Genomic DNA, 13,771 nt, shown 5'->3' on the forward strand with positions numbered 1-13,771 from the left:
CAATCAACAGCTGGTGCAACCCAAAAAATAAATGTATCTTTTAAACGAAAAAAGACCCGAACTAATTTAAGATTTTAAATTAGTTCGGGTTTTATTTAGACTAAAACACTTTTGTCCCAGCCTCTTTTTCGAAGTTATGGAAGTATATATACGATTGATTTCCGTTCCAGGCGCTTGGCTTGCCTGCGGGCGGTCCGTGAGCCTCCTCAGGCTTTGCCTTCCGGGGTCTCACCTGTCCCTTCCTCCCCCGGGCGTCTGCGCGCCTTCCACTCCAATCAATAGGATGCCTTCTTTCACCTTAAGGCCAAAAAGCTATTTTACCGAGAGGATATTGGTGATGAGGACCTCTCTCCTTCTGATTTCTAGTCACTAAGGTCCTCATATGGGCGATGAAAACCTTTCTCCTTCCGATTTCTTGTCACTGATGTCTTCATACGGTCAATGAGGACTTCTCTCCTCCTAATTCCTTGTTACCGAAGTCTTCATACGGATGATGAGGACCTCTCTCTTCCTGATTTGTTGTCACGGAGGTCTTCATAACAACGATGATGCCATTTCTTCTCTAATTTCTTATCACTAAAGTCTTCACCCCGACGATCAAGAATTTCACTGAGACTATCCACAATTTTATTATTTCTTAAGCAATAAAAAAGCCGGGCAGGTAACAGTTTGCCCCGGCTTTACTTATTTCGTGCTTTTTAATGACTGCGGTGGTTCTTCCATCCAACCATTCTTAATCATCAACTGTCCACCATCTTTTGCATAATCAAAAATATCTTTAGCAATCATGGTCATCTTAGTCGGCAGATCTGAACGAAGACTGAATGATGTACCAAGTGCATTACTTGTAAGCCCGAAGCTGCTGAGCAAGTTCGTCAGGTACATCATAAGCTTTTCTGAATAAGGCGATTCCGTTGACAAAGTTGGATTCCCCCATGCAACTATTGGTGGCTGTATATCACTCTTTAGAAGTATATCGCTGAAAGTATCTATAATTTGTTTAGCCAATTCTTTTCCTTTTTCAAAGTACTTCTTCACTTCTTTGTCCTCGCTTACCTGTTCAAATCCTCTTAACAACTGAAACCCAAGTACATTGGTTTCAATACCTTGATACAAGAGAGAGAGTTCTATTGCATTTAAAGGTCTTTTCTCACTGAAAATATTAAAACCTGCCATATAGCCTTCCCCCTTAACGAATTCCACCTTTTCCGGCATCGGAATCATTGGTGGACGAGTAAGAACCCCATCTTTCAATAAGAATTGAGTCGTTTCGTTATATGTATTTTGCGATACATCCAAAAATCTTTTATATAACTCGGTGATGTCTTGTCGATAAGACATGCTGACATTTAAGGCGTTAAGACCAATAGTTATTTTCATCATTACTCTTAGGAATAGTGCATCAAAGTACTGGTCATACAATGGCTTTGTCGACGGTTTTACATCACTTTCGACATACCCGACAGGCAAAACCATATTTTCTCGATTAAAGAGTTCTGTTAGTTCATTAATAAAATATATTTCTTGATCGTAGTAGGTTTGTACCAAATTGTGTACTTCATTATTTTGATTGTTCGCAAGGAAATGCTCTAATAGCCTGGCCAGCATCGTTTTCTGTTGAAACGTCATCCATAGATTACCTATTTCAGACGATGACAACTGCTTATCCATTTAGACCTGCCCCTCCCATAAATATTTTTTTTAGTATATCCTCCAAAAAAGATTGTTATTAAAATTATCATTACTTTTATAGATTGTAGACAACCCTCTCCCTTCCCTTGCATACACATTTAAATAGAAGACAAGCAAAGGAAAGGGTGAGGTTTTGATGAAATTTTTTGTCATAAAGAAAAGCTTTCTTATTACAATTGTACTTTGTATAATCGCTGGATTTGGAGGATGGTATGTTGTCAATACGGGAGGTGTTCCCACCACTGGAAAACCATCTGAAGAAGAAAAACTGGTATTTAACATGATCACTTCTGAATTTAAGACGAAATTGGAAGACGGTACAGAAATAGAAGCCTACCGTTTTGACCCTGGTACCATTACCGTACCGAAAGGCAAAGAAATAACTTTAAGTATTTTCGGGGTAAATGGTAGTGAACATCCATATTCAATTGAAGGAACAGATATTAATGGGGTTATTAAAAAGGGCGAGGAAACTCTAATTGATGTGAAATTTGATAAAGCAGGCGTATATAAACTAATTTGTTCCACTCATTCTCACCATAACGGACATCATAGCCCTCCAATGGTGGCTTATATTTACGTCTATTAAATTCACCAATGACCAGTCAAAATTGAGACTGGTCATTTATTATTTACATATTTATTGCTTCTATAGTAAATGAATCTTTTGCAACGTCCTCATTTAATGGTATAATTTCAACGACATTAATTTTGGAGGAAACTAATTACATGCTTACAGTTACGAATATAGGTTTACGCTATGGCGATCGAAAGTTATTTGAAGATGTTAATATAAAATTCACCCCTGGCAACTGCTACGGGTTAATTGGTGCAAATGGTGCTGGAAAATCAACGTTTCTAAAGATCCTTTCTGGTGAAGTAGAAGCTCAAACTGGCGACGTTCATATGAATAAGGATGAGCGTATGGCTATCCTGAAGCAGAACCACTTTGAATATGAGGAACACGAAGTTCTTAAGGTGGTAATCATGGGACATAGTCGTCTTTATGAAGTGATGCAGGAAAAAGATGCTATTTATATGAAAGAAGACTTTTCAGATGAGGATGGTATGAGAGCTGCAGAGCTTGAAGGCGAATTTGCTGAATTAAATGGTTGGGAAGCTGAATCAGAAGCAGCAATCCTTTTAAAAGGTTTAGGAATTTCTGAAGATCTTCATACAAAGAAAATGGCCGACATCACTGGTGGCGAAAAGGTAAAAGTACTTTTGGCACAAGCTCTTTTTGGGAAGCCAGATGTACTATTACTCGATGAGCCTACCAACCACTTGGACATTAAAGCGATTCAATGGTTAGAAGAGTTCCTTATCAACTTTGAGAATACTGTCATTGTTGTATCCCATGACCGTCACTTCTTAAATAAAGTTTGTACGCATATTGCTGACCTAGACTATGGTAAAATTCAAATCTATGTTGGTAACTATGACTTCTGGTATGAGTCCAGTCAGCTTGCAGCAAGAATGGCATCTGATGTGAACCGTAAAAAAGAAGAAAAAATTAAAGAGCTTCAAGCCTTTATCGCCCGATTTAGTGCAAATGCATCTAAATCCAAACAGGCTACTTCCCGTAAGAAGCTTTTAGATAAGATTTCTTTGGATGACATCAAGCCTTCATCCCGTCGTTATCCTTATGTGAATTTCACACCTGAACGCGAAATCGGAAATGACCTTTTACGTGTGGAAGGTTTGACTAAAACGATTGATGGCGAGAAAGTATTAGATAATGTCAGTTTCATTATGAATAAGGATGATAAAATTGCCCTTGTTGGTGGAAATGAAATTGCTAATACCACCCTTTTAAAAATTATTTCTGGTGAAATGGAACCTGATAGTGGAACCTTCAAATGGGGAATCACGACTACACAGGCATATTTCCCTAGAGACAACTCAAAGTATTTCGAAGGCGTAGACATGAATCTTGTAGATTGGTTGCGTCAATACTCCCCTAATGACCAAACCGAGAGTTTCTTGCGCGGATTCCTTGGAAGAATGTTATTCTCTGGTGAAGAAGTAATGAAAAAAGCAAGTGTTCTATCCGGAGGGGAAAAAGTACGTTGTATGCTTTCTAAAATGATGCTTTCAGGCTCAAACGTACTATTGCTTGATGACCCTACGAACCACTTGGATCTAGAATCTATCACAGCACTTAATAATGGATTAATCAATTTCAAAGGCTCCATTATTTTCACGTCTCATGATCACCAGTTCATCGAAACGATTGCAAATAGAATCATTGAAATCACACCTAAAGGTATGGTTGATAAACAAATGACGTATGATGAATATTTAGAGGATGCAAGCGTACAACAGCAGTTAGCTGATCTTCATTCCTAAAATTGTTAAAGGCCCTTTAGAATAAAAGGGCTTTTTTCAAATTTTGAAACCTTGTTGGCATAATTACGTATTAGTACTGTTCACTTTTTACTTATATTATAATGAAGTTATTAACTTTGAATGAATGAGGTGTAGGAATGCCGCAAACGAAGTGGTTTAAGGTTGGCTATGGAATTATTGTCATACTGTTAATTATTTTCTTAGCATCACTGGTAGATTTTATCTTCACCCCTCTTACCGTGATGATAAGCACATTATTTGCACCTATCATACTTGCTGGTGTTCTTTACTATTTACTTCGACCGCTTGTAAACCTTGCTGATCGATATGTTCCAAGAGGGTTAGCTATTTTGAGCATATACCTTATGTTTATTGGTCTTATTACCTTGTTATTGTTTTTCATTGGTCCTACCTTACAACAACAGGTTAATAGTCTTGTAAAGAATACTCCAGAAATTATTAATGATATTAGAAAATACACAATTGAATTGCAGGAAAATGAATATGTTTCAAGGTTTCAGCAGAATGAAATGTTTTCTCTAGAAGAAATATCTGCAAAGCTTGCTGATAATCTAAATGCTTATGTCACTGCATTTGGATCTAACGTAGTGAATGTGATTAGCGCAATAACCGGTTTTCTAATTTTACTGGTAGTAATTCCGTTCGTTTTATTTTACATGTTAAAAGATGGCGACAGATTGCCAGATCAAGTAATCAAAATAATACCCCGCCAACATGAACGGGAAGGTAGAAGTGTACTTAAAGATATGGATATTGCTTTAAGTTCCTATATACAAGGTCAAATTATTGTCAGTGTATTTGTTGGTGTTTTAATTTATATTGGGTTTCTAATTATCGGACTTGAATATTCCCTTGTCTTAGCTTTAATTGCCATGTTTACAAATGTAATACCCTTTATTGGACCATTTATCGGGACCATTCCAAGCGTCATCGTAGCCTTCTTTGATGAACCTATCATGGCCTTATGGGTACTCTTGGTTGTTGTAATTGTTCAGCAAATAGAGAGCAATTTAATTTCGCCACAGGTTATGGGCAAGAAATTGGATGTTCACCCATTGACCATCATTTTACTCTTACTAGTCGCAAGCAAATTTGCAGGTTTGCTTGGTCTACTGCTTGCGGTACCAACTTATGCAGTTTCAAAGGTAATTGTTCTGCATACCATTCGTTTTATCAAGCTTAGAAAAGTAAAAGTAACGGAAGATTCGCTCTATAAATAGGATAAATGGGGTCTTGAGCACGGATGACGGAGGTCAACGCTGGTCATGGGGACAGATATCGGGGGCAACGCGCCAATTGTCCGAAGTTTATTGAAAGTTGACCAAAGGTTATCCGATTTTGACCGAAGTTTTGGCAAAGTTGACCGAAGTTTTTCAAAAGTTGACCAAACGAAATTTTTAGTTGTCCAAAGGTAGTTGAAAGTTGACCGAACACGCATTTCAAATGTCCGAACCCCCTCCTAAACCATGAGAAAATTGTCCGAACAAAGACTCGAAATGACCGAACGATTCAAAACCCTCATCAAAGAGAGGGTTTCCACCTGTTTTTTGTACAAATTAGGTCCAATAACAACAATACCGGCACTCCCCCCAAAAAGCATGTCATGCAAAGTTTATCTCACTTTCATGGCATGCTTTTTTATTGGAAAAAAGTACTTATAGTTGTTATGATAGATAAGAACATTTTAGTTTAGTTCATTAAACGACAAAAGTGAGATGATAAACATGGCTCAAACACATACCTTTTCAAAAGGAGAAGAAATTGCCAATACAATAACTCATGGTATTGGCATATTAACCAGTATTGCAGCTCTAGTATTATTGATAGTGTTCTCTGCTATCAACGGGACTGCCCTGCACTTGACTACTTTTATCGTTTACGGTGTAACCATGATAATGCTTTATACAGCCTCTACCTTATTACATGCATTGCCTAAGGGCAAAGCTAAAAATGTTTTTGAAATTCTTGATCATTCATCGATTTACTTTTTTATTGCGGGAAGCTACACTCCCATTACCCTTATTATTATGGATGGTGCCCTAGGCTGGACACTTTTTGGAATAGTATGGGGCCTGGCTATAGCGGGAACGGTTTTTAAAGTGTTCTTTGTAAAAAGATTTATTCTGGCTTCTACCCTTCTGTATGTATTGATGGGCTGGCTTGCTGTGTTTGGTTGGAATGATATTACTTCTACTGTGGGGACTGGCGGTATAGCCTTTCTTGTTGCTGGTGGGGTTGTTTATAGTTTAGGAGCAGTTTTTTATGTTTGGCGAGCGTTTCCGTATCATCATGCGGTTTGGCATGTTTTTGTATTAGGCGGAACTGTTTTGCATTTCTTTTTTGTTTTGTTATATGTGTTGCCTATACAATAGGCTGTCCCATAAAAGAATCCACTGGAAAAGTTTAGACACCGCTGTTGATTTCCACAAATGGCTTCGCTTTCCTAGGGGCGGTGCTTGAGCCTCCTCGCTTTGCTGGAGGCCACTGAAAAAGTCTTGATTTTAGTATTTTTATAAACACCGCTGTTGATTTCCGCAAATAGCTTCGCTTTCCTAGGGGCTGACGTGAGCCTCCTCGGCTACGCCTGCGGGGTCTCCACCTAGCGCTATCCCCCTCAGGAGTCTTCGCCTTTTGCTCCAATCAACAGCTAGGAATCAATAAATACTTTACGTTATCAGTTTTTCAGTGGCCTCGCTTTGCTGCGGGGTCTCAAGCTACTGCTATCTCCCTTAGGAGTCTTCGCCTTTTACTACAATCCACAGCTAGAAAATACTAAGTACAAGATATTTCAGTTTATCAGGGGCTTCCCAAAAGCATTTTTTAGTAAGTTGTGAATCTGAATATTTTTTGTAGGCGGTACATGGCTTTTTTTACGATAGGCATTTCATCTTTATAGGTTTCGTAAGGGAGGGTATATATCTCGTCCTCGTTGCTCCATAACCTTAGGAAATAATCATCCATATCCTTCATTACTTGCTCCTTGTTATTGGCAGTTATCTTTATATCCGTTTCCAAATTGAGATCGTAGAGATTTCTTCTTGTAAAATTTGCAGACCCTCCGATAATGGTGGACTCTTCTGCTCGATTGAAATAGATCATTTTAGGGTGGTATTGTTCTCCTTGGGTGTTGTACCATTTTAATTCAATATTCCCTTGCCCTTCTTCTAACAGCTCTGCTGCAACAGGTCGATTCGGGAGACCTATTTTCTGTTGACCAAATGCATGTTCATTAGGATCAAGAATTAAATTAACGGTCACTCCCCGGTCTGCAGCGTCAATAAGTTCCTCAATAATCTTTCTTTCCGCCAGATAGAACATCCCTACCCAGATTTCTTCTTTATCTTTGGATTTTCTTATTTCTTTAAGGACATGATTTAATATTTTCCTCTCCGTTAACAGTTGAACTGCAATGTCACCTTCCTCTGTCTGTCCTCCATTGTATTTTGGTAAACCGCCACCCCCAGAAAAATCAAGGATTGCCTGTTCCGTTTTTAAAATATCAGCAATAATATTTCCAGAAACTTCAAAGGCGGTATTTGAATGCAGTCCACTAGCATCATGTGGGTTGGCTGAAGAGATGATGGCTGTTTTATCTGTCGCAATTACCTTTCTGTGGTTTGCTTTTATGTTTAAAAGTTTCAAATAAGAACGGACGGTTGTATCAGGTGCATCTTCTGCCATTGGGTTCTTGATCCAGCCAGAACCACCTTGACCAAACCATTGAAAGAACACTCGCCAGATTCCAGAATATAGCGGATTGGAATCTCGCAACACCTTCACATTCGTCTCGATGACTCTTATTCCGTTTTCTTCTAACATTGACAACTCTTCCGCCTCATGTGATCCGTAAGTTGTATTGATTTCATCGGTGATGAATACAATATCTACATCTGGGTTCTCCTTCTTTTTAGAAATAAGACTTTCCATCAAGTTGGAGCTTAACGGAGGGTAATCCATTTCTCCATCATGATATCCATTGAATAAGAACATGTCTATTACAATAAACTCTTCTGCATCATCAATTATTTGAAAAATGCGATCAAATATCTTATGTTCCTTTTGAAGGTTATCCTTGTCTCCATATGTAAGATCATAGAGAAAACTCACTTCAGATACGTAGTGGACATCACCTTCGTAGGATACTCCTTCTGGCAATGGCTTATAACTATGATAGACACTTGTAAGTATTACAATTAAGATGAGTATTAGTATAATGGTCAGAAGTTTATTTTTCTTTATCCAGTTCTTCATATTGTTCCCCCTAGAATATTGGCAAAAGATCAACTAAAAATCTTTTTTTAGTTAATCAAACGATAGGTCCAGTTTGATCAGTTGGTCATCTTCTGGGACAGGATTTCCTCTCCCATCTGTGTTATTGGTTATAAAGTAGATGGAATCCCCCTCCTTCCACACATCCCTAAGTCGGCCATTATCTTTCCAAATTACAGATTGTTGGTTGGAGCTAATGTCGAAAGCTCTCACCATTTCACCTCTTAGGTTTGCTACAAACAGAACTCCATTCTCAACAACAATGCCAGATGGAGCCCAAGTATCAGTACCAGAGTTAAATAGAGGCGGTTCTACTTCTTCAGCATGGTCTTCTCCTGTATAAGTTGGCCACCCATAGTTCTTGCCTTTTTTTATAATATTGATTTCATCAAAAGCAGATGGGCCATGCTCTGATGCATACATCTCACCTGTTTCTATGTCCCATGCTAACCCTTGAGGATTTCGATGGCCGTAACTGTAAACATAGGATCCTGTAAACGGATTATCTTCGGGAGCCGTTCCATCCAAGTTCATGCGGAGAATGCTCCCAGTGATCAGCTCTTTGTTCTGTGCAGTCTCGGGTTTATTGGCATCTCCGACTGTTATATATAACTTGTTATCTGGTCCGATTTTAACCCGTCCGCCATTGTGATAAATTGCTCCATCGATGTCTTCCAACAGAACTCCTGCTTCCTTCCATATTGTTCCGTCATATTTCAACGTTACAATCCTATTCTTCACTCTCTCTTCAGTCCCATATGAATGATAGGCAAACGCGAGTCCGTTCTCTTGAAAGTCAGGATGTAGTTCCATGCCAAGCAATCCGCCCTCACCATAGACCAATAACGGTTTTTTCAGCTGGATATCTTCCCTTGTCATGCCTTCTTTATTTATTTTTACAATCTTACCGGTTCTTTCAGTAATGAAAAATGTATCTCCTGATTTAGCAATAGACCAAGGTACGTTTAAATTGGTCGCTATTACTTCTTTATTCGTGATGCTGAATTCTTGATTTTCTACATCTTTTTCAGGTGATGTGTTCGTTTCTAGCACTTCATTTTCACTTTCCTTTTTCGGTTCCACCACAGGAGTACAACCTGTGAAAAACATAGACAGCAAGGTTATTGTTAACATAAAAACTCTCAAAATAAAGTCACCCCTCTACTCTTTTCCCCTCATCTTTCAAGTCTAATCCAAATAAAGAATGAAAATACAAAAAAAAACAAGACGTGTTTCCGCCTTGTCTCTTCGTGCCTTATGCTTTTTCAAAATAGGTTTTATAATATCCACCAATGTGGCCGCTGTTGTCTTTTACGAATATAAACTCTTCCGTTTCATTTTTCACTTCGTACGTTTTTCCAACAGTCAGCATATTGCTCACTAGATATTTTTTTGCATCTGTATGTACACAATTAACATGCTGTACAGTTTCTTTTTTATCCCAAGAATTATGTATCATTTGCTTTGCACCTCCACCATTATCTCTCAACTATTTTACCTCATCTTTTCTCAATGAACAAACACAACTGTTCCTTCATATGATTAGATGAGGTGAAAAATGAATGAACCATAGACCATATACAGATTTATTAGCATTGTTTGGAATTGGTGGTGCTCATCCTGGAGGATTGGAGCTAACAAAAAACATCCTATTAAAAGAAAACCTTTCAGAAAAAAAACTACTTGAAATTGGGTGCGGCACGGGACAAACGTCTTTATTTCTAAATGCTATGAATGTAAATATTACACCCATAGATAACCATTCAATTATGATTGAAAAAGCCAACAATCGATTTGCAGAGCATCAAGCAGGGATAACTGCCCTACAAATGGATATTGAGAAGACAGAATTTAGAGATAGCAGTTTTGATTTTATACTCTCTGAATCTGTTCTATCTTTTACCGATACAAACAAAACTCTTCCGGAAGTGGTTCGACTTTTGAACAAGGATGGAGTTTTGTTAGCGCTTGAGATGACGAAGAAAGGTACATTGCACCTTGATTTGGAAGACAGAATGAAGCAATTCTACAACATGCCTAATATATTCAGTAAAGAGGATTGGAAAGAGGCCCTTGAAAATCATGGGTTTAAGAAGGTAGAGATCTCTCCTCTCTCAGTAAGAGACTTGCAGCCATCCGAACCGGAAATGGACCCTTCTGAAAAAATAGAAGATAAGTATTTTGAAGTGATGCATGAACATGAAAAGCTAACTTATGAATCCCAAGAACATATTGAAATAAGTATTATACGAGCACAACGGTAAAAGCTGGAGCTACTTATGTATGCTTCAGCTTTCTTTAGTGATATTCGCTTTTGGTTGGACCAAATCTTCCTGACTTATGACAGAAATTCCGTTTTTCTTTCCAAAAAGATGTAATTGATCATACATATTATCAGGTTTAAAATTTATTAATCGGATAGGAAAAAGTTTATCTGTATAAATGAAAGCTCCCCTTGCTGACCATCCCACTCGTTTAAAGACTATTTTCCTTATGTCACTGGCTGTAATTTTCCTCGAATAAAATGTACGACCTAAAAACTGTATTTCGTAAAGAACTTTTGTTTCATCCAACTTTATTTGATATCGAATGAAATAGGAAAACAAGATGATCATACCTATGGAGAGCTGTACTATTCCTCTTCCATAATAAGCATGCAAGATTTGATAAGTTCCTTGAATTAACATCAAAGATAAAATGAAGCTGTGAACTGCTGTCGGATACTTTGCTATATACTGCATGACAACATCTCCCTTCAATTTAGATTAGGTTATACTTGCCGGTATGAACTTATTTTCCCATATTTATTCCATTTTCATCCTCAAAATTGTGAAAAGTAGGTAATATCTACAATATATATCATCCCATGCCAACATTTATACAGTGAAATAGTTGTATATACTTGTTAGGATATTTCTTAGAGCGTCCGAGAGTTGATGATTACCCACAACACAAGGAGGAATTCTTTTATGAAAAAACTTATTGCAATTACTACTGCAGCTGTGGCATTATTTGCCGGAACTGGGTTTGATGCACAAGCAGCTGGCTCACATAAAGTAAAATCTGGCGATACGCTTTGGAATATAGGTAAAACGTACGGCGTTTCCGTTAAAGAAATGAAGGAATTAAATAATAAAAACAATCATCTTATTTTCCCTGGTGAAGCATTACAGCTCCCAGAGAAAGTATCAGAGAAAGATAAAGAATTATTGGCACGCCTTGTTCATGCGGAATCTAAAGGAGAGCCGTATGAAGGAAAAGTTGCTGTGGCAACAGTTGTTCTAAATAGAGTTGATAGTGACCAATTTCCTGACTCCATTAAGGAAGTAGTCTATGAAACAAGTCCAGGTGGAGTATACCAATTCTCTCCAGTAGGAAACGGTCAGATTGATAAGGCCGCTGATGAGGAAGCCCAAAAAGCAGTTGAAGAAGCTATTGCATTCCGCGGGGATGGCAACAACTCACTTTACTTTTTTAATCCAGATAAAACAAGTGATGAGTGGATCCGTACAAGAAAGGTAACAAAGACGATTGGAAACCACGTATTTGCACAATAATTTGCCTTAAAAAAGACACCGGTTCAAGTCCGGTGTCTTTTACTATTTATAAAGCTTTATAATTCTTATGGTTTATGACAGTACGAATTGGTTCTCCTGTATTAGGATTTTTCCCAAGTTCAACAATTACAGAGCTGTCTCTAACAACAATAACGGTACCCTTACTACCTTTTTTGGTACCTTTATTAATTTGAATCGTATCTCCAACTTGAACGTTTGTTGCTTTTGTCTCTTCCATTTACTTATTCCACCTTTTTTTAATACTTTAGTCTCTTCTATCCTTATTATCCCCATTGGCTGATAAATATCTTTTAATATGTGTAAAAGTTATATCCCTAATTATTGCCGTTTCATTGAAAAGTTGATGATTGCCTCCATCAACAAGAACACACGTAGCATTTGGGTATTTTTTTAGAATGAATTTTATATTATACCTCCAATCAACTGTCGTGTCATTATTTCCCTGAATAATACATAGTGTCTTTTCACTTTTTGATAGTTGGTCAGAAAGACTACTGTTCCACCGCTCAAGAGACTGAAGCCATCTTACAGGTAATTTTGTGAATTGAAGTGGATCGTTTTTCACATGTGCTAGATACTCTGGATCTGAAGAGTTTTTTCTAAATGTTCTTTTTATATGAATTATTTTCTCCCCAATGAGTTTAACACCAAACTTTGAAAATGACCACAAATATGGTTGAATCAATGGAGCTACCAAAATCACCTTATCAAATAAGTATTTGTACTCGTTAATGTAACATAAAATGATGGCACCACCGGTACTATGTCCCATTATTGACCAACTTTTATGACATATCCCTTTATTTAAAATGTGAGAATGAACGGCATGCACTACTTTGACATACTCAGAGAAATCTTGAATATCTCCTCTTACCCCGTTAGAGTGCCCATGACCAGGCAAGTCAAAAGTAATTACACCATATCCATCGGATACTAACGTATCAATAATCTTCGAAAGTGACCCTGAATGATCGAGATAACCATGGACAATGGTAACTAAACCTCTAGTTTCTTCAGGCATAAATGTTTGGATAAATATCTCGTGATGATTGTGGGTAATCATTTCACTAGTATGTATGGAACCCCATTGTTCTAAACTATAAAAGTTTAAATAATCCTGCTTATCAAACGTTACCATAGTTGACCTCTCTTCATCCTATAAACAAAATTTCTAATTCTTATGTTACCTTATTTTCATTATAAAAACCGAATAATTCCCTTACTCTTGATAAAACATATATGTAAATATGATGAAAGAGGTGTAGAATGTTGAGAATTAATGGATTTTTAGTAACTGGCCTTATCATGACGATGGTGTTGACAGGTTGTGGCAATGTAGATAACTACGGTGCAAATCAAAATGATAACCCAGATAACGCTCTAAATGTTAATTACGATAAAATGGGGCGTTACAATAGAAATGTAAGAAATGGGGACATAAACCCACGGAGAGTTAATGACACAAATGAGCCAAGGCTTGATGTAGCGGATGAGGCTTCTAAGAAAATTACTGATTTGAAAGAAGTGGAATCTTGCAGTATTATCGTAACTAATCGAAATGCTTATGTGGCAGCTGTATTAGAAGGAGAAGGTAAGCAGGAATTAACGAAAGATGTGGAAGAAAAGATAGCAAATCAGGTACGTAAATCTGACAGTAGTATCCGAAATGTGTATGTTTCTGTAAATCCTGAGTTTGTCGATCGTATGGAAGGTTATACGAATGATATTAGAGAAGGCAGACCTGTTGCTGGAATTTTCGATGAGTTTACAGAAGTAGTACAACGACTATTCCCGACTTCAAGATAATACAAGGTCCCCTCTAAAAAATTATTTTTAAATCTATATATCCAAATCACTTTGTA

General features: G+C 37.5%; 14 protein-coding genes. 7 read left to right on the forward strand and 7 right to left on the reverse strand.

Annotated elements, in window-relative coordinates; genetic code table 11:
• Positions 1 to 684: 684 nt before the first annotated feature.
• Entirely contained in the window at positions 685 to 1,671 is a 987-nt protein-coding gene (locus tag HC179_RS04030; RefSeq protein ID WP_168863169.1) for a DUF3231 family protein, read from the reverse strand.
• A gap of 157 nt (positions 1,672 to 1,828) precedes the next feature.
• On the opposite strand from HC179_RS04030, the gene HC179_RS04035 reads away from it, so the two are divergent.
• The 4 genes from HC179_RS04035 (at position 1,829) to trhA (ending at position 6,434) form a co-directional block, all read left to right on the forward strand.
• The gene (locus HC179_RS04035; RefSeq protein ID WP_168863170.1) at positions 1,829 to 2,281 is read left to right on the forward strand and encodes a cupredoxin domain-containing protein; all 453 of its coding nucleotides are present in this window, start codon (positions 1,829 to 1,831) and stop codon (positions 2,279 to 2,281) included.
• A gap of 140 nt (positions 2,282 to 2,421) precedes the next feature.
• Positions 2,422 to 4,041, forward strand: a complete 1,620-nt coding sequence (locus tag HC179_RS04040) for an ABC-F family ATP-binding cassette domain-containing protein (RefSeq protein WP_148989988.1) — start codon at positions 2,422 to 2,424, stop codon at positions 4,039 to 4,041.
• A 137-nt stretch (positions 4,042 to 4,178) separates the two neighbouring features.
• Complete coding sequence (locus tag HC179_RS04045) at positions 4,179 to 5,282, forward strand: AI-2E family transporter (protein WP_168863171.1); 1,104 nt, start codon at positions 4,179 to 4,181, stop codon at positions 5,280 to 5,282.
• A gap of 504 nt (positions 5,283 to 5,786) precedes the next feature.
• Positions 5,787 to 6,434, forward strand: a complete 648-nt coding sequence (gene trhA, locus HC179_RS04050; protein ID WP_168863172.1) for a PAQR family membrane homeostasis protein TrhA — start codon at positions 5,787 to 5,789, stop codon at positions 6,432 to 6,434.
• 448 nt (positions 6,435 to 6,882) lie between these two features.
• On the opposite strand, the gene HC179_RS04055 is transcribed toward trhA, so the two are convergent.
• The 3 genes from HC179_RS04055 to HC179_RS04065 form a co-directional block, all read right to left on the reverse strand.
• Positions 6,883 to 8,313 (reverse strand): phospholipase D family protein, encoded by a 1,431-nt coding sequence (locus tag HC179_RS04055; protein WP_168863173.1) that lies wholly within the window; start codon positions 8,311 to 8,313, stop codon positions 6,883 to 6,885.
• Between the two features lie 51 nt (positions 8,314 to 8,364).
• Positions 8,365 to 9,477: a PQQ-dependent sugar dehydrogenase gene (locus HC179_RS04060; RefSeq protein WP_205825216.1), complete on the reverse strand. Its 1,113-nt coding sequence runs from the start codon at positions 9,475 to 9,477 to the stop codon at positions 8,365 to 8,367.
• 109 nt (positions 9,478 to 9,586) lie between these two features.
• Entirely contained in the window at positions 9,587 to 9,790 is a 204-nt protein-coding gene (locus HC179_RS04065; protein WP_168863174.1) for a DUF6501 family protein, read from the reverse strand.
• A gap of 103 nt (positions 9,791 to 9,893) precedes the next feature.
• Between HC179_RS04065 and HC179_RS04070 the strand changes: the two genes are divergently transcribed.
• Positions 9,894 to 10,595 carry a class I SAM-dependent methyltransferase gene (locus HC179_RS04070; protein ID WP_168863175.1) on the forward strand — a complete coding sequence of 234 codons (702 nt, stop codon included), beginning with the start codon at positions 9,894 to 9,896 and terminating at the stop codon, positions 10,593 to 10,595.
• A gap of 24 nt (positions 10,596 to 10,619) precedes the next feature.
• On the opposite strand, the gene HC179_RS04075 is transcribed toward HC179_RS04070, so the two are convergent.
• The gene (locus tag HC179_RS04075) at positions 10,620 to 11,072 is read right to left on the reverse strand and encodes a hypothetical protein (RefSeq protein WP_168863176.1); all 453 of its coding nucleotides are present in this window, start codon (positions 11,070 to 11,072) and stop codon (positions 10,620 to 10,622) included.
• 228 nt (positions 11,073 to 11,300) lie between these two features.
• Between HC179_RS04075 and HC179_RS04080 the strand changes: the two genes are divergently transcribed.
• The gene (locus HC179_RS04080) at positions 11,301 to 11,888 is read left to right on the forward strand and encodes a cell wall hydrolase (protein ID WP_168863177.1); all 588 of its coding nucleotides are present in this window, start codon (positions 11,301 to 11,303) and stop codon (positions 11,886 to 11,888) included.
• 46 nt (positions 11,889 to 11,934) lie between these two features.
• Here HC179_RS04080 and HC179_RS04085 read toward each other — a convergent pair whose 3' ends face one another.
• Together HC179_RS04085 and HC179_RS04090 are read right to left on the reverse strand one after the other, a co-directional pair.
• Positions 11,935 to 12,126, reverse strand: coding sequence for a DUF2187 family protein (locus tag HC179_RS04085; protein ID WP_060663773.1), 192 nt, complete (start codon positions 12,124 to 12,126; stop codon positions 11,935 to 11,937).
• A 27-nt stretch (positions 12,127 to 12,153) separates the two neighbouring features.
• Positions 12,154 to 13,047 carry an alpha/beta hydrolase gene (locus tag HC179_RS04090; protein WP_168863178.1) on the reverse strand — a complete coding sequence of 298 codons (894 nt, stop codon included), beginning with the start codon at positions 13,045 to 13,047 and terminating at the stop codon, positions 12,154 to 12,156.
• 128 nt (positions 13,048 to 13,175) lie between these two features.
• Between HC179_RS04090 and HC179_RS04095 the strand changes: the two genes are divergently transcribed.
• Positions 13,176 to 13,715 carry a YhcN/YlaJ family sporulation lipoprotein gene (locus HC179_RS04095; protein WP_168863179.1) on the forward strand — a complete coding sequence of 180 codons (540 nt, stop codon included), beginning with the start codon at positions 13,176 to 13,178 and terminating at the stop codon, positions 13,713 to 13,715.
• Positions 13,716 to 13,771 lie beyond the last annotated feature (56 nt).

This window comes from Bacillus sp. RO1 (assembly GCF_012524115.1).
Lineage (GTDB): Bacteria > Bacillota > Bacilli > Bacillales > Bacillaceae_I > Sutcliffiella_A.